The following is a 16,260-nucleotide window of genomic DNA, read 5'->3' as shown; positions in this document are numbered from 1 at the left end:
CGTCAGGACCTTGAACGTCGGGATTCGCGGACAAGCTTCTGTTGCATCCCGCGGCGTCAGTCCTGATGGATCTGGACGTAGTTGCCGCAGCCGTCGTCGAACACAGCGCTGGTCCCGAACGGATCCGTGGTGGGCGGGGTCTTGAAGCTGACACCGGCAGCCACGAGCCGGTCGTACTCCGCCTGCACGTCCGGAACCCCGAACACGATGGCCGGCAGCCCTGCCTCGCGTACGGCGTTCATGTAGTTGGCGCCGATGGGGTTGTCGCTGGGCTCCAGCAGCAGCCCCACCGAACTGTCATCCGCTCCCGGATCCTTGATGATGTAGAGGTTGTACTCCGGCATGGCCATGAGCGTGTCGAAGCCCAGCGTCCCGGTGTAGAAGGCGTGGGCCGCCGCAGGGTCCTGGACATGGATGCTGCACATTTTAAGTCGCATGGACCCACGGTACCTGCCAGGTCCTGAACGTTTGCAGTACCTGTTTCCCCTATTCACCTCCCATTGACGCTGTGCACCGAACACGGTGCAATGGAAGGACCAGCCCGGGCGTTCCGGCCGGGGCCGGGGTCTTATGGGGAATGCCGGGCGCCGGAGGTGCAGGATGTCAGTCGCGGAATCGTTGATGCAGGGACTGCTTCATGGGGCGTGGGCGGTCCTGCTGTGTGGTCCGGTGCTGGTTGCCGGCGTGGGCGCCACCGTTTTTGTCGTCCGGCGCCGGGCCCTGGCTCCTACGAAGACCGCATCCCAAGGGACCGACCAGCTTTTCTGGGACCTGTTCCTGGGTTCCTGTGTGGCCCTTCCCGCGCTGATCATTCCGGCTCTGGTGTCGCCGTGGGCGGGTTTGGTGCTGGCAGGGGCGGCCGCCGCAGCAGGTATTGCGGCCTACCGCGGCACTCCGAAGTTCCTGGCACGCCGTGCAGCGCGCAAGGAGGAACAGCAGCGGGTTGCTGCCCACCAGGAGGCCCTGCTGCAGCATGACAGAATCATGCTGCGGTGGCGGCGCTACGAGCTGGATCCGGCGTGCAACATCGACTATCCGGCGTTGACCGATGTGCGGCTGCCGGAAACGTCCGCGCTGATCAAGTCCATGCGGGCTGCGGACCAGCTGCGGACGGCCGCGCACAAGGGCTATCCGGATGCTGTGGGAAGCCTGGCCGCGTCACTGGCAGCGGCCGAGCGGGCAGCGGGCATTCCGGCTGCCCTGCCCGCGGAGCAGGCGGGCCGAGGTTAACTGTCGTGTCGCCGGCATTGGATCGGCCCGGAGGCCCGGCGATAGCATCCAAAGATGAAGCCTGAGGAACTGCCCGCCCATGACCAGTACGGCCGGCTGCTGGAGGACCGTGGAGTGTGGCGGCAGGCTACCACCCTGGAGGCCGCCGGGGAATTGACCGCCCGATGGCTGGAGGGTGGGAGTTCGTACCAGCCGGGGCATTTCGCCCCCGGCTTCGACCCTGAGACCGTCGCGCTGGCCGCAGCGTTGGCGGAGCTGAACCGCAACGGGCTGTTCACCAAGGAGTCCCAGCCGGGCATCCTCGCTGACGGTGCTGCGCAGCGGGAGTATGTCACGGGTTTCTGCAGCGCCGGCACCGCCAGTGAACTGCTGGCCCTTTCCACACGCACCGAGCTGGTCACCGTGGCCCACGCGCCGGGTGAGGCAAGCAGCGCCGCCATTCCCGTAACCCTGGCGGGCACGGAGGTCACCACGGTGCTTGGTTCCAGCGAAAACCCGGTTGACGAGGCGCAGATCAGGGACTGGGCGGACGAAACCAACGATGCGCTGGCCCTGCTGCTCGCGGACTCCTGGTATGTGGAGATCCTGGATCCGGTGTGGGGACGCAACGACGTCCTGCTGCCGGCGGTCCAGCAGGCATTGAAAAGGGCGGGGCAGCCCTAGCCGCCCCGCCCCTTTCAACGTTCGGTACTACAGCTCCACGGTGCCGCTTTCGCCAACGCTCATCCGGCTGTTGGTGACCTTTGCCTTCACCCATTGGAGCACCGTAGCGGCAGTGCCGCCCGGGCTGGTCCAGTATTCGGCGGAATCCGAGTCGACGCGCAGCAGGCACACCTCGGGGGTGTCCGGCCCGTCCGGGAACCAGGCTTCAACCGCCTGGTTCCACATCTCGTGGATCTTGGCCCGGTCCGTGACCACTTCGGCGGTCCCGGCCACGGAAACCCACTCGGTGTTCTTGCCGAAGGCGACGTTGACGCGTGAGTCAGCCCGGACATGCGCAACCTGGGACGTGCCGAGGCCGGTGAAGAACCACATGTCGCCGTCGTCCTTTACCTCCTGGACGGCCAGCGGCCGGCTGACGAGGGCGCCTTCTTCGTTGATGGTGGTGACCATTCCGATCCTGGAATCGTTGATGATCTCCGTAACCTTGCTGATGCTCTGGGCGTCAGTCATGCCTCACCTCGTTCGTCTGAAGTCGGGGACGCTCCCCGCCGCCAGCCTATTAGTAAGCATGCTTATTTACCAGCTGGCAGCCACCGGGACCTTCGCCACCTCTGCGATCCGTGCAGCGGTGATGCGGCCCATGCGGATGGCGCCGTCCACGTGCTGGTACCCCTCGGCCGCCAGGTCGGAGGAGGACCAGTAGATCGGGCCGACAGGTGCGTGCTGGTCCTTGCCGTAGCGGTGCAGGCCCCCCAGGTCATAGCTGGAGGCATAGGCGCCGCGGGTCCATTCCTCCGAGCCCCAGTCAGACTCGTAGTACACCTCCGGGGTGAGCGCCTCCCCGCCCAGGTAGCCGGCGATGGATTCGAGGATGGCCTTGCGGCGGTCCTCGGGGGACAGCTCAAACATGGCGTCGGCCTTCTCATCCGAGACGAAGCCGACCAGGGTGCCGCGGGGGTCGCCGTGGTTGGTGTTGTCGTAGACCTCCTGGACCAAGGCATCGGCGCCGAAGCAGGTGCCGGAGAGACCCTTGTCCCGCCAGAACGGTGTGCTGTACACGGCGTGGACCTTGATGACCAGGCCCAGCGACTGGTGCTGGTGCATCTGGTGCTGGCGGCGCGGCAGCGGCGGGTTGAAGGAGACCCGGGAGTAGAGGTTGGGCGGCACGGCCATGATGACGAACCGGGCGTTCACGGTGGCCCGGTCCGACACAACGGTCACGCGGTGCCCGCCGTCCGTGTCCGGCTCCCAGTTGACGGTGCGCACCGGAGAGCCAAGGACGACGTCGTCTCCCAGCTCCTGCGCCTGCAGCAGCGACACCTGCTGCATTCCGCCCACCACGCGGCGGTCCAGGATGAAGTCCTCATCCGTGAGGTGGGTGAAGGAGCCGGCCGAAGCTGCCATCAAAACCGCCTGCAACGCGGAGAAGGCGTGCGCCGGCTTGGTGAGCATGCCGCCGGCGATGAAGAGCCCGATGTTCTTGCAGGCTTCCTCGTTGGCAGAGTTCTGCCTGAGCCAGTGGTGGAAGGAAATGGTGTCCAGCTCGCGGGCCTTGGGATGGGCCCAGGGTTCGGTGGGGCCTATCTCGGCGGCCAGTCCGTCAAGGAGGGCCACCAGGCGGTCCATTTCGACGGCGGTGTCCGGGTCAACCGGGAAGGTGTCCCCCGCGTAGCGCACGGGGGCGCCGTCCGCTCCAATGTAGATGGACTCGCCGTCGCGGTAGCGCGGATAGGTCTCGAGGTTCAGTTCCGCCAGCAGTTCCAGGAGGGCAGTCTGGTCCGGCGAGACCCACTGGCCGCCGATTTCGAGCATGGCACCGTCCACGGTGTCGGTCCAGGTCCGGCCGCCCACGCGGTCGCGGGCCTCGAGCACGGCTACGGTGAGGCCGGCTTTCTTCAGTTCACGGGCGGCGGTGAGTCCGGACGGCCCGGCTCCAACGACCACGACGTCGCGGTTCAGGTTCAGCATGATGTCCTCTCTGCGGGCCCTTGGTGACGGGGACCACTAAATGAATGCCATTCATTTACTTGAACTATAGCTGCTGCCTGCTTTGAGCGGAAGTACCGGATGGAATAATGCAGGGGACACCGACGAAAGGGCAGGAATGCCGGCAGTATCACCCGCACAGGGACGCACCACCAACAACGGCGGTGTGCAGCGGAGGCGGGCCGGCCGACCGTCCGCGGCAGTACTGGACAAGTCAGGTATCACCGCGGCCGCCCTGAAGCTGGTCAGCCGCAGGGGTTATGACGGGTTGACCATGGCAGCCCTGGCCAAGGAACTCGACGTGGCACCGTCCGCCCTCTACAACCACGTGGCGTCGAAGCAGGATGTACTCCTCCTGGTGGAGGACCACCTGATGTCACTCGTGGACGTCTCCGGTTTTGGCGGCGGCAGCTGGGAGGACGCCGTCCGCGCCTGGGCCTGGAGCTACCGGGACGTGTTTGCCGAGCACACTCCGCTTATCCCTGTCATCGCCGTCCTGCCGGTCACCGACGCGCCGCAGACGCTCGCGATGTACGAGACCGTCAGCAAGGGATTTTCCGACGCCGGTTTTCCACAGGAGCGCATTGTGCCGGCCATCGTGGCACTGGAGTCCTTTATCTTCGGATCCGCGTACGACGTGACCGCGCCGGAGGACATTTTCGACTCCGGCAGCATGGCCGGGTCCACCCCGTATTTCACTGCGGCCGTGCGCAGTTCCTCTGCGGGCCAGGATACAGCTGCCGGACACGGCGGAACCCGCGGGCAGGAACGCGGGCGCCCCGCAGACACAGCCTTCAGCCTGGGGCTGGACGCCCTGATCTCCGGACTGGGGGCCCTGCGCGGCCGGTGACCGGCTAGCTCTCGGCGGCGGCGAGCTGGCCGCAGGCGCCGTCGATTTCCTTGCCGCGGGTGTCCCGGAGGGTACAGGGAACGCCGGTGGCGCGGAGCCGCTCGATGAATTCCTGTTCCACCGCCTTGTCGGAAGCAGTCCAGATGGAGCCCGGAGTCGGATTGAGCGGGATCGGGTTCACATGCACCCAGCCGCGCCCGCGCTGGTTGAGCTTTTTGCCGAGGAGGTCAGCACGCCAAGGGTGGTCGTTCATGTCCTTGATCAGCGCATACTCGATACTGACCCGACGGCCCGTCTTGCGGTAGTAGTCGTAGGCGGCATCGAGCGCCTCGTCCACTTTCCAGCGGTTGTTGACCGGGATCAGCTCATCGCGCAGCTCGTCGTCAGGGGCGTGCAATGACAGTGCGAACGTCACGGGAAGGTCCTCGTCCGCCAGCTTCCGGATGGCCGGAACAAGGCCCACGGTGGAAACGGTGATATTCCGGGCGGACATACCCAAACCCTCCGGCGCCGGATCCACAAAGCGGTGCAGGGCAGCCATGACCCGCTTGTAGTTGGCCAGGGGCTCCCCCATGCCCATGAAGACGATGTTGGTGACCCGCTCATCGTCGTGCTCCTTCGGGCCCAGTTCGCCGGCAGCGATGGCCCGGTTTGCGGCAACCACCTGATCGACAATCTCCGCCGTGGACATGTTGCGGGTCAATCCGGCCTGGCCGGTGGCGCAGAAGGGGCAGTTCATGCCGCAGCCGGCCTGCGAGGAGACGCAGAGGGTGATGCGGCCGGGGTAGCGCATCAGGACGGACTCCACCAGGGCGCCGTCGAACAGCCGCCAGAGGAACTTGATGGTGTCCCCCTTGTCAGTGCGGTTGCGCCGCACCTCGGTGAGCAGCGGAGGGAACATCTGGGCGACAAGTTCCCCGCGGCCCGCCTTGGGCAGGTCACTCATGCGCTCGGGGTCCACCGTCCAGTGCTGGAAGTAGTGGGTGGAAAGCTGCTTCGCGCGGAATGCCGGCAGCCCAAGCTCTTTCAGCTTCTCACCACGCTCCGCCAGGCTCATGTCCGCCAGGTGCACCGGCGGCTGCTTGACGCGGGGGGACGCGAATTGGAGCAGGGGCCGGCCTTCGACCGTACGAGCCTGCTCCCAGCCCTCGGCAGTGGGGCGGACCTGCGGCCGGGCAGGGCCGCCGGCTGCCTTGGAGGCACGGACAGGAGCTTCAGGGGAAGGATTGGGGGAAGTCATCCCTTCTATCATCCCACGAGGAAAAAACCGGCGGGAATCGCCCAAAAAAGCAGGAAATGGATCGCTGCGGGGCTACTTGTAATACAAGCTAGACACTTATATTGTAAGTATGGGGGCGAAGGAGCCCCATCCCACTTCCAGGAGAATCCATGAGCAGCGTCGATCTGATCCGGCACGTCAAGCTGTCCACCGCCCGCCTTCCCCTCGCCGTGCCAATCAGCGACGCCAAAGTGTTCACAGGGCGGCAGAAGCCCATGACCGAGGTGGTCTTCCTGTTCGCGGAGATCACCACCGAGCTGGGACATTCCGGTATCGGTTTCAGCTATTCCAAGCGGGCGGGAGGCCCCGCCCAGTACGCCCATGCCAAGGAAGTCGCCGAAGGCCTTATCGGCGAGGACCCCAATGACATCGCCCGGGTCTACACCAAACTTCTGTGGGCAGGGGCATCCGTGGGCCGGTCCGGCGTCGCCACCCAGGCCCTCGCCGCCGTCGACATCGCTCTATACGACCTGAAAGCCAAGCGTGCCGGGCTGCCGCTGGCCAAGTTCCTGGGCTCCTACCGGGACTCAGTGCGGACGTACAACACCTCCGGCGGCTTCCTGAATGCCAGCCTCGACGAAGTGAAGGCGCGCGCCACCCAGTCCATCGAGGAGGGCATCGGCGGCATCAAGATCAAGGTGGGCCTGCCGGAGAGCAAGGAGGACCTGCGCCGCGTGGCCGGGATCCGCGAACACATCGGCCCCGAGGTTCCGCTCATGGTGGACGCCAACCAGCAGTGGGACCGCGCCACCGCCCTGCGCATGGGCCGCCGCCTCGAGGAATTCGATCTGATCTGGATCGAGGAACCACTGGATGCCTATGACTTCGAGGGCCATGCCCACTTGGCACAGGTCCTGGACACCCCCATCGCCACCGGCGAGATGCTCGCCTCCGTGGCTGAACATAAGGGACTCATCGCCGCCAATGGCTGCGACATCATCCAACCCGATGCTCCGCGCGTAGGCGGCATCACCCAGTTCCTCCGGCTGGCCGCCCTGGCCGACGAGCGTGGACTGGGCCTGGCCCCGCACTTCGCCATGGAAATCCACCTCCACCTGGCCGCCGCCTACCCCCGCGAACCGTGGGTGGAGCACTTCGACTGGCTGGACCCGCTGTTCAATGAGCGCCTGGAAACAAAGGACGGCCGGATGATTGTTCCGGACCGCCCCGGCCTCGGCATCACCCTGAGTGACCAGGCCCGTGCCTGGACCACCGAGAGCGTGGAGTTCGGTGCGTAGACCCAAAGCCGTAATCTTTAGCCATGACCCGGAACCTCACCGCGGACCTTGCCGCTGACCTTCGCAACCGCATCGTCGACGGCGTGATCCAGCCGGGTGAGAAGCTGCCCAGCGAGAACACGCTGATCAGCGATTTCGGCGTCAGCCGGACCGTGGTACGCGCCGCCCTTACCCGGTTGCAGGCGGAGGGTCTGGTTGAAACCGAGCGCGGACGCGGCAGTTTCGCCCTCACTCCCCCGGCGGACGGGCCCTCGGAGGGTCTCGGGATCCGTCCCGTGGTCACCACCGAGGACAGGCTGCACCTGCTGGCCTTCCGCATGGGAGTGGAGACCGAAGCCGCGGCGCTGGCAGCCCGGAACCACACCGAGCGGCAGTTAAGGGCTGTGAGTACCGCGCTGGACACCTTTACGGAAAGTTCCGGGCACCCGGCGCACGCCATGAAGGCCGACTTTGAATTCCACCGCGCGGTTGCTGCCGCCTCCGGCAACCCCTATTTCTCCGATTGCCTGGCGGCACTGGGGCAGACCATGATCGCCATGCCGCGCACCCGCCTGATGACCGGCGCTGAGCATTACGCCCGGGACCACTTTGACCAGGTGGTACTGGAGCACCGGTCCATCCGGGATGCCATTGCCGACGGTGACGACGCTGCCGCGGCGGCCGCCATGCGCACCCACCTGGCCAATTCACGACGCCGGTTCAAGGCTTCGGCGCGCCCGTCCGCCTAGGCGCCGTCCCGCCGTCGACACGCCGCCGGCTGCCGCCGTCGTCCCCCTGCCTGCCGCCGGCGCAAACCTCCCCCCGGAGTGGACCACTCCCCCCGCAACTGCCGGGGTACTCGTCCACCCGGCGGGGACCTGAGGTAAAGGCCCTTTCGCATGAAGCGGTTCGGGAACGCAAAAGAGCCCCGGTCCAAAGACCGGGGCTCTTCCATTTGCGTGCGCGAGGGGGGATTTGAACCCCCACGCCCTTTCGGACACTGGCACCTGAAGCCAGCGCGTCTGCCGTTCCGCCACTCGCGCGCAACTTCCTTCACTTGACCGATCCGGTTTCCCGTTTCGCGCCTCGTAAAAGCAGCGAGATCAAGCATAACGGACAGTTGCCGCAAATTACCAATTGGCCATCATCCGCCCGTCTCCTGGCCGCCCGGGCCCGTGGAAAAACCCGCAGGAATCCTGCCATGGGCGGGTACCCGAAGCCCCCAAAAGACAGCTCGACGCCGGGCAGCAAGGCTTCGTAGACCGAACTTTTCCCGGCGCCCGGCCGTTGCGGATTAAGGTCATTCACAGGGGTGGCAAGTAGTATCGGATGTAGGAGTGGGCACTGCCGGCGGGTCAACCGCGCTCCGGCTGACTGCCCTGCAGATGCTGGTCAACAGCAATTAGTGCCCCGGAACCGGGGGGAAAGGAGAAGAACCATGGGTCTGCTGGACAAGGTTGAACGTGGCATCGAAAAGGCCGTCCGCGGCGTCTTCTCCACCGGTTCCAAGGCGCAGGTGGAACCGGTGGAGATCGCCAGCAGGCTCCGCCGCGAAGTGGACCACAAAGCCCTTACCGTGGCGGCCGGACGCACACTGGTCCCCAACGTCTTCGACGTGCAGCTCAGCGACGACGACTTCGCCCGGGCACAGGAATGGGGCACGCCGCTGGCCGAAGAACTCTGCGATGTGGTGATCAACCACGTCCGCAGCCAGGGCTACATCCTCCAAGGCCCCGTGCGGATCTCCTTCCGCCGGGACACCGAGCTCCGTGCCGGTGCTTTCGAAATTGCCTCCGCCACCGAAAAGTCCCAAGGCGCGGGCGCCGCCCAGCCACGGACCAGCGTTCCGGCGGCTCCGAACCGGCAGCCGGTCAGGCTCCAGCCGGTTCTGGACATCGACGGCCAACGCTATTCGCTGAATGCGCCGTCCATCGTTTTGGGACGGTCATCCGAGGCGGACATCCACATCGAAGACACGGGAGTGTCCCGGCGCCACCTTGAAATCCGCACGGCCAACGGCGTGACCAGCGCCGTGGACCTGGGATCCACCAACGGCAGCTATGTCAACGGCCAAAAGGTCTCCGGAAGCACCGAACTCACAGACGGCTCCACCATCACGATGGGACGGACAAAGATCATTTTCCGCCTGCTTCCTGCCAACCCGGGTGGCCGCGCATGAGCGACCTCACCATCACCGCGCTGCGGTTCGGCTTCCTGCTGCTCCTGTGGGTACTCATCTTCAGCATCGTCTCCGCCATGCGGCGCGACCTCATGGTGGGACGCAAGGCCGCAGCGGGTGCGCCCACAGCCCGGCAGGTCCGGCGGAACCCGGAACTGGCCGAGGCGCCGCCCCAGCCTGTGAAGCAGCAGGCGCGGCAGCTGGTGGTAGTCGAAGGCCCGCTCAAGGGCCGGACCCTGCCGCTGGCCGCCAGCCCCATCCTGCTGGGGCGGGCCCAGGAAGCCACCCTGGTTCTGGAGGACGACTACGCCTCGGGCCGGCATGCCCGGCTCTTCCCGCAGGGCAGCCGCTGGTTCATCGAGGACCTCGGTTCCACCAACGGCACCTACCTGGGAGACCAGCAACTTACCCGTGCCCTGCCGGTTGAGCCAGGGGTACCCGTGCGAATCGGCAAGACGGTCATTGAATTGAGGCCGTAACCGTGGCCGTGCCTGAAACCCCCGCAACCGGCTCCAGTCCGGCTCAGCGGCCCCTCATCATGCGCTTCGCGGCGCGGTCCGACGTTGGCCGGATCCGGGCCAAGAACGACGATTCCGCCTATGCCGGCCGCCACCTCGCGGTCGTCGCCGACGGCATGGGCGGGCACGCCGGCGGTGACGTCGCCTCCGCGGCGACCGTCCTGGACATGATCCACCTGGACAGCCCGGACCAGGGGGACGATGCCGGCACCGTCCTGGCCGATGAGATCCAGACCGCCAATTCGCTGCTCTCCGAACTGGTGCACATGAACCCCAAGCTCGCGGGCATGGGCACCACGGTCACCGCGCTCCTGCTGGCCGATAACAAACTGCATTTCGCGCACATCGGCGATTCCCGGGCATACCGGTTGCGCGACGGTGAATTCAAGCAGGTCAGCGTGGACCATACGTTTGTCCAGCGGCTCATTGACGAAGGCCGGCTCCGCCCGGAGGAAGCGGAAACGCACCCGCACAAGAACGTCCTCATGCGCGTCCTGGGCGATGTAGACGCCAGTCCGGAACTGGACCTGGACACCCTCGACGCCAAGCCCGGGGACCGCTGGCTGCTGTGCTCCGACGGACTGAACTACGTGGCCGGACATGCCGTGGAGCGGACGGTCCGGGAAACGCACAACCTGCACGAGTGCGCCGAAACCCTGGTTGAGCTGACCCTCGAGGCCGGCTCCCCGGACAACGTCACCGTGGTCATGGTGGACATCGTGGAGGAAACGCCCGACGACGTCAGCACCGCCGCCGTCGACATCGTCCCGCCGGTGCAGGGCAGCAAGCCCGCTGCCGCGGCAGCCGCCGCGCCCGCCGCGCCCGCAGCCAAGGATGCACCCGCCGGTCCTGCCGACGGCACGGAACCTGGTGCCAAAGCCCGCCCGGACCGCGAAGACGCCAAGCACGATGGTGAGTCCGGGAAGGAAACTGCCGGAGGCGGTGCCAAGGACGGCGGCGCCGAAGACGGAGACTCCGAAAGTGAAGACGCCGGCCCCACGGAGCCCGGCAGCACCGACCCGCACCTCGGTGAACACCTGTCTGCCGAAGTACTGCGCGAAGAACTTGCCTCGCGCCCGCACGAACTGGTGGGGGCGGCCGCGGCTGCGGCGGAGTCCGGATCCATCCCCACCATTGCCGGACGGACCGTGGCCCGCCGGGCTGCCACACTCCTTACCCACAAGGCAGAACCCGCCACCGACCCCGAGGACACCCTGGTCCCGCTGCGTCCGCGCCGATGGCTGGCTTGGTCCGTTGCAGCCGCGGTGCTGCTTGTGGTGGCCGTGGGACTCTGGCTCGGCTACGCCTGGACCCAGACCCGCTACTACGTGGGCGAGTTCGATTCCCGGGTGGCCATCTACAACGGCGTTTCCCAAAGGCTGGGACCCATCCAGTTGTCCTCCCTTGAAGCCGTAACCGATATCCGGATGGACTCCCTCCCGCCGTTCTCGCAGCAGCGGGTCCGCCAAACGGTTCCGGCCAACGACCTCTACGACGCGCAGCGGATCGTCAAGAACCTGGAGCTCACGGGAACCACCTCGCCGGAGGAAGAGTGCCCCAAGCCTTCCGGCTCTGCTACTGCCCCCGCTCCATCCGGAAGCCCTGCTCCGACTTCCAGCGCACCGCCCGCCGGCGCCGCGGCTCCGCCGCCCGCACCGGGTGCGTCCGCCCCTGCCCCGGCACCGTCGGCAGCTTCCCCAACACCCACTCCCACCATCACCTGCGAGGCGGCCAAATGAGCCAGGTAAGCAGCATGCCCAAGCCTCGCCGCAACGTTGAACTCGCGCTGCTGCTGCTTGCCCTCGCCGTAGGCATCGGTGCCAACATGCTGGTGGGCGTGGACCAGGAGAAGGCCTTCGACTCGGACTTCTGGTTCCAGTCCAGCCTGCTGGCCGTTGCGGCCCTGGTGTTCCACGGGGTCCTGCGCTTCCGGGCGAAATATGCTGATCCGGTAATACTTCCCCTGGTGGTCGCCCTCAACGGTCTTGGACTGGCCATGATCCACCGGTTGGACCCGCCCGGGGGCGATACCGGAAACAACCAACTCCGCTGGACACTGATTGCCATGGCGGTGGCCATCGCCGTCATCTGGTTCCTGAAAGACCACCGAGTCCTCCGCAGGTTCACGTTCATCTCACTGGCAGCCAGCGCCGTCCTCCTGGTTCTGCCCCTGATCCCCGGTATCAGCGCTGGCGAAATCCTCGGTGCCCGCGTGTGGATCCGCTTGGGGCCCATGACCTTCCAGCCCGGTGAAATCGCCAAGATTACCCTCGCCATATTCTTCGCAGGGTATTTGTCCTCGAACCGGGACCTGATCCTGCTGGCGGGCCGGAAGATCGGTCCGCTGCAGTTCCCGCGTTTCAAGGACCTGGGACCCATGGTGGCCGCCTGGCTGGTCAGCATCGGAGTGCTGGTCTTCCAAAGCGACCTGGGGTCCTCCGTGCTGTTCTTCGGCCTGTTCATCGTCATGATCTATGTGGCCACCAGCCGGATCAGCTGGGTTGTCATCGGCCTGGCCCTCCTCCTGGGCGGCGGCTTTATCGCTTCGCAGGTCTTCTCACACGTGGGCCTGCGCATCGACGGCTGGCTGAACGCCTTCACCGACGAGGTCTACGGCCGCCAGTACGGCGGCAGCTTCCAGATCGTTGAGGGGCTGTTCGGCATGGCTAACGGCGGGCTGGTCGGAACAGGCCTGGGGCAGGGCCGTCCGGACCTGGTTCCCTTCGCCAACAGCGACATGATCATTGCTTCCCTGGGCGAGGAACTTGGCCTGATTGGCCTCTTCGCCGTGGTCCTGATGTACCTGCTTCTGTTCACCCGCGGGTTCCGCGCCGCATTGGGAACGCGCGATGCCTTTGGGAAACTGCTGGCCTGCGGCCTGTCCTTCGCCGTGGCGCTCCAGTGCTTCGTGGTGATTGGCGGCGTCACCAGGCTCATCCCGCTGACCGGCCTCACCACCCCATTCCTGGCCGCCGGCGGTTCATCACTGCTGGCCAACTGGATCATTGTGGGACTGCTCCTGATGATCTCGCATACCGCGCGCGGGCCGGTGGACACCACCCCGCTCCCGCCGTCAGCTGGGGCGGAATCCGTAGGCATTGATACTCCAACCGAGGCGGTGAAGCGCGCATGAACCAGGCAATACGGCACTCATGGGTAGCGGCGATCGCCATGTTCGCCCTCATCTTTGGCGCCATCAGCTATGTCCAGGTGATTGGTGCAGACGCGCTGAAGGACAACCCCTGGAACAAGCGCGCCATCCTGCAGACGTACTGCAATGACCGCGGTTCCATCATTGTGGGCGGCACCCCGGTGGCGGAATCGGTTGAGAGCAACTCGGAGACGTGCAAGTTCCAGCGCACCTACCCGCAGCCGGAGCTGTACGCCGGCCTGACGGGATACTTCTCGCAGAACTATGGAGCCACAGGACTGGAGCAGTCCATGGGCGCCGAGCTGGCGGGCAACTCGGACCAGCTTTTCCTGGACCGGGTGGGCCAGCTCTTCCTGGGCAACCAGCCCAAGGGTGCCTCCGTGGAACTCACCATCGATCCCCAGATCCAGCAGCTGGCCTACAACCTGATCCCGGACGGCCAGCGCGGCTCGATTGTGGTCACTAACCCCAAGACCGGCGCCATCCTGGCCATGGCTTCCAAGCCGTCCTACAACCCGAACCTGGTGGCCACCCAGGATCCAAAGGCTGAAAGCGCCAACATCAATGAGCTCGTCAAGGTCCCGGGCGTTAACCTGAACCAGAACGTCAGCGGACCCACCGGTGAGCTGCTGGCCCCCGGCTCGGTCTTCAAGCTCGTGGATACGGCCGCGGCCCTGGCCTCAGGGAAGTACAACAAGGACAGCGTCCTGCCCAACCCCGCAGAAATGCCCTTCGACGGCATCCAGTACAAACTGCCCAACTACGCCGGCGGCAACTGCTACACCCGGGACACCGCCGGCTTCGCCTTCGCACTGCAGCAGTCCTGCAACACGCCGTTCGCCAGCATCGCACTGGACCTGGGCCGCGACGCCATCGCCGCCCAGGCCAAAAAGTTCGGGTTCGGCGAGGACGTGGGGGACCTGCTGAAGCTGGGCCATGCAACAGGTAACGGGTTCCCTGACAACCTGGACAAGCCCGGATTGGCCCAGTCCGCCATCGGCCAGAAGGACGTCCGGGTCACGCCTCTGCAGGTCAACATGATGACAAACGCGATCGCAAACGGCGGCGTCCAGATGGCGCCCAGCCTGGTCAAGACCCTCCGGTCCCCGGACCTGCGCGTCATCGATGAGCCCCAGCCGGCCCAGCTCAGGACGTCCACCACCCCGGAGATCTCCAAACAGATCACCGAGTGGATGACCAGCGTGGTTACTGATGGTATAGCCAAGGGCGCCGCCGTCCCCGGCGTGCAGGTGGCGGGCAAGACCGGCACCGCCGAGCTCGGCAATGGAACCAACAATTCGTGGTTCACCGGGTTCGCCCCCGCTGACAACCCGAAGGTCAGCGTCACGATCGTCATGGAAGGCGTAGACATCTACGCGGGAGCAAAGCTGACCAGTCCTAACGCGAAAAAGATTTTTGAGGCGGTGTTGAATAAGTGAGGCCTACAACGGGAATCACCCTCGGCGGCAGATTCCAGCTGACCACGCGGATCGCGATTGGCGGCATGGGCGAAGTCTGGAAAGCCAAGGACCTGGTCCTGGGCCGCATCGTCGCCATCAAGGTGCTCAAGGAGGAATACACGGGAGACCCCGGATTCCTTCAGCGGTTCCGTGCCGAGGCCCGTCACACCGCGCTCCTTAACCACGTGGGCATCGCCAACGTCTTCGATTACGGCGAAGAAGAAGGCTCCGCCTACCTGGTCATGGAACTGGTCCCGGGCCAGCCGCTGAGCAGCATCATCGAGCACGAGCAGGTGCTGTCGCCGGACCGTACGCTCTCGATCATTGCGCAAACCGCCCGCGCTTTGGCCGTGGCACACGCCCAGGGCCTGGTCCACCGGGACGTCAAGCCCGGAAACCTCCTGATCACGCCCGACGGACGGGTCAAGGTCACCGACTTCGGCATCGCCCGCCTGGCCGACCAGGTGCCGCTCACCCAAACCGGGCAGGTCATGGGAACAGCGCAGTACCTGGCCCCTGAACAGGCAACCGGCCAGACCGCCACCGGTTCCTCAGACATCTACTCCCTCGGTGTCATCGGGTACGAGTGCCTCAGCGGCCACCGTCCCTTCTCCGGGGAATCGCAGATCGCCATTGCGCTGGCCCAGGTGAACGACGCTCCGCCGCCGCTTTCGGACAGCCTGCCTGCTCCGGTCCGGGCGCTCCTGATGTCCATGCTGGCCAAGGATCCCAAGGACCGGCCTGCCAATGCCATCAAGCTGGCCGAGGCAGCGGAGGCAATCCGCAACGGCGATATCAGCGCCGCACGCGCCGCCGTGCCCGGCATGCTTCTCTTCGACGCAGACACCGGCCCCATCACGGCGCCGGTGGACACCGCCACCGCCCCCACCGGCGTCATTGGCAGCCAGCGGGATTCCCCCACCGCCACCTCCGCCCTCCCGGTGCTGGGTGCAGGCGCGGCAGGTGCCGCAGCTGCCATGGCGGCAGGCGCGCACGGTGCATCCGCAGCTGAGGGCGACGCGCCCCAAGGTCCGCTTGCGCGCGCCAATGCGCTGGCTGCCCAGCGCAACTGGGACCAGCAGGACGAGGACACGTACGGCGGGGAAACGTACGACGACGAGCCCGCCGATGAGCCCCGGCGCAAGGGACGCAGCCCCTGGACATGGCCTCTGGTCGCCTTGATCCTGCTGCTCCTGTTTGCGCTGGTGGGTTTCCTCCTGAACCAGGTGGGACTCTTATCGCCGTCCAGCAACCCCAGCTCCAGCGCGACCGCCAGCAGCAGCGCACCGCCGTCGTCCGCGACGCCCACGCGGACCACGCAGTCGGCGACGCCCACGCAGACGCGCAGCACGCCCGCGCCCACACCCACCCCTGAGCCCACGCAGGCGACGGTCAACGTTATTCCTGAGGCTTACCTCGGCAAGCCTTACCGGCAGGTGCAGGCAGCCCTTGCCGGACTGGGCCTGCAGGTGACGGTCCTGCCGCAGGAAAGCAGCTCGGCCGCCCCAGGCACCGTCCTGGAACTGAACCCCACCGGGGTAATGCCCAAGGGCTCACCCATAACCGTCCTCTACGCAACCGCTCCGGCTCCGGCGCCCTCGCCCAGCAGTGCGGCACCCACCCCTGCGCCCACAACGTCCTCCCAGGCCGGGCCCACGCCCCTCTCGCCGCTTGCAACCTGCGCGGCGGGCCAGACCCCGGGCACGCCCCCTACCTGCACGCCTTAA

The 16,260-nt window shown here is 66.2% G+C and carries 15 protein-coding genes and 1 tRNA gene; 11 read left to right on the top strand and 5 right to left on the bottom strand.

Annotation, left to right across the window (positions count from 1 at the left end; genetic code table 11):
• Positions 1–56: 56 nt before the first annotated feature.
• Positions 57–437 carry a VOC family protein gene (locus ACIGJD_RS00195; protein ID WP_221384456.1) on the bottom strand — a complete coding sequence of 127 codons (381 nt, stop codon included), beginning with the start codon at positions 435–437 and terminating at the stop codon, positions 57–59.
• 163 nt (positions 438–600) lie between these two features.
• On the opposite strand from ACIGJD_RS00195, the gene ACIGJD_RS00190 reads away from it, so the two are divergent.
• Both ACIGJD_RS00190 and ACIGJD_RS00185 read left to right on the top strand, forming a co-directional pair.
• Positions 601–1,230, top strand: a complete 630-nt coding sequence (locus ACIGJD_RS00190) for a hypothetical protein (protein ID WP_483687763.1) — start codon at positions 601–603, stop codon at positions 1,228–1,230.
• A 54-nt stretch (positions 1,231–1,284) separates the two neighbouring features.
• Positions 1,285–1,893 carry a DUF6919 domain-containing protein gene (locus ACIGJD_RS00185; protein ID WP_483687762.1) on the top strand — a complete coding sequence of 203 codons (609 nt, stop codon included), beginning with the start codon at positions 1,285–1,287 and terminating at the stop codon, positions 1,891–1,893.
• Positions 1,894–1,920: 27 nt separating this feature from the next.
• On the opposite strand, the gene ACIGJD_RS00180 is transcribed toward ACIGJD_RS00185, so the two are convergent.
• Positions 1,921–2,403, bottom strand: coding sequence for a pyridoxamine 5'-phosphate oxidase family protein (locus tag ACIGJD_RS00180; protein WP_483687761.1), 483 nt, complete (start codon positions 2,401–2,403; stop codon positions 1,921–1,923).
• A 66-nt stretch (positions 2,404–2,469) separates the two neighbouring features.
• Positions 2,470–3,861 carry a flavin monoamine oxidase family protein gene (locus ACIGJD_RS00175; protein WP_483687760.1) on the bottom strand — a complete coding sequence of 464 codons (1,392 nt, stop codon included), beginning with the start codon at positions 3,859–3,861 and terminating at the stop codon, positions 2,470–2,472.
• Positions 3,862–3,997: 136 nt separating this feature from the next.
• Here ACIGJD_RS00175 and ACIGJD_RS00170 point away from each other — a divergent pair, with 136 nt between their 5' ends.
• The gene (locus tag ACIGJD_RS00170) at positions 3,998–4,729 is read left to right on the top strand and encodes a TetR/AcrR family transcriptional regulator (protein ID WP_483687759.1); all 732 of its coding nucleotides are present in this window, start codon (positions 3,998–4,000) and stop codon (positions 4,727–4,729) included.
• Positions 4,730–4,733: 4 nt separating this feature from the next.
• Here ACIGJD_RS00170 and rlmN read toward each other — a convergent pair whose 3' ends face one another.
• Entirely contained in the window at positions 4,734–5,969 is a 1,236-nt protein-coding gene (gene rlmN / locus ACIGJD_RS00165; RefSeq protein WP_483687758.1) for a dual-specificity RNA methyltransferase RlmN, read from the bottom strand.
• Between the two features lie 149 nt (positions 5,970–6,118).
• Here rlmN and ACIGJD_RS00160 point away from each other — a divergent pair, with 149 nt between their 5' ends.
• Positions 6,119–7,246, top strand: a complete 1,128-nt coding sequence (locus ACIGJD_RS00160) for an L-talarate/galactarate dehydratase (RefSeq protein WP_483687757.1) — start codon at positions 6,119–6,121, stop codon at positions 7,244–7,246.
• Between the two features lie 23 nt (positions 7,247–7,269).
• Complete coding sequence (locus ACIGJD_RS00155) at positions 7,270–7,974, top strand: FadR/GntR family transcriptional regulator (RefSeq protein ID WP_483687756.1); 705 nt, start codon at positions 7,270–7,272, stop codon at positions 7,972–7,974.
• 211 nt (positions 7,975–8,185) lie between these two features.
• Here ACIGJD_RS00155 and ACIGJD_RS00150 read toward each other — a convergent pair.
• A tRNA-Leu gene (locus tag ACIGJD_RS00150) sits at positions 8,186–8,268 on the bottom strand.
• Positions 8,269–8,663: 395 nt separating this feature from the next.
• Here ACIGJD_RS00150 and ACIGJD_RS00145 point away from each other — a divergent pair.
• From ACIGJD_RS00145 to ACIGJD_RS00120, 6 genes are read left to right on the top strand one after another with little or no spacing between them, the layout of a single operon-like run.
• The gene (locus ACIGJD_RS00145; RefSeq protein ID WP_483687755.1) at positions 8,664–9,404 is read left to right on the top strand and encodes an FhaA domain-containing protein; all 741 of its coding nucleotides are present in this window, start codon (positions 8,664–8,666) and stop codon (positions 9,402–9,404) included.
• Positions 9,401–9,883 carry an FHA domain-containing protein FhaB/FipA gene (locus ACIGJD_RS00140; protein WP_043448659.1) on the top strand — a complete coding sequence of 161 codons (483 nt, stop codon included), beginning with the start codon at positions 9,401–9,403 and terminating at the stop codon, positions 9,881–9,883. The genes ACIGJD_RS00145 and ACIGJD_RS00140 overlap by 4 nt, the downstream gene beginning before the upstream one ends.
• 2 nt (positions 9,884–9,885) lie before the next feature.
• The gene (locus tag ACIGJD_RS00135) at positions 9,886–11,661 is read left to right on the top strand and encodes a PP2C family protein-serine/threonine phosphatase (protein WP_483687754.1); all 1,776 of its coding nucleotides are present in this window, start codon (positions 9,886–9,888) and stop codon (positions 11,659–11,661) included.
• The gene (locus ACIGJD_RS00130; RefSeq protein WP_483687753.1) at positions 11,658–13,055 is read left to right on the top strand and encodes an FtsW/RodA/SpoVE family cell cycle protein; all 1,398 of its coding nucleotides are present in this window, start codon (positions 11,658–11,660) and stop codon (positions 13,053–13,055) included. Before ACIGJD_RS00135 ends, ACIGJD_RS00130 begins: the two co-directional genes overlap by 4 nt.
• Positions 13,052–14,512, top strand: a complete 1,461-nt coding sequence (locus tag ACIGJD_RS00125; RefSeq protein WP_483687752.1) for a peptidoglycan D,D-transpeptidase FtsI family protein — start codon at positions 13,052–13,054, stop codon at positions 14,510–14,512. The genes ACIGJD_RS00130 and ACIGJD_RS00125 overlap by 4 nt, the downstream gene beginning before the upstream one ends.
• The gene (locus ACIGJD_RS00120; RefSeq protein ID WP_483687751.1) at positions 14,509–16,260 is read left to right on the top strand and encodes a Stk1 family PASTA domain-containing Ser/Thr kinase; all 1,752 of its coding nucleotides are present in this window, start codon (positions 14,509–14,511) and stop codon (positions 16,258–16,260) included. Before ACIGJD_RS00125 ends, ACIGJD_RS00120 begins: the two co-directional genes overlap by 4 nt.

This window comes from Arthrobacter sp. E1SS-5, assembly GCF_057073715.1.
Note: the sequence above shows the minus strand (reverse complement) of the source record. Positions and strands in the feature narration are given on the sequence as shown.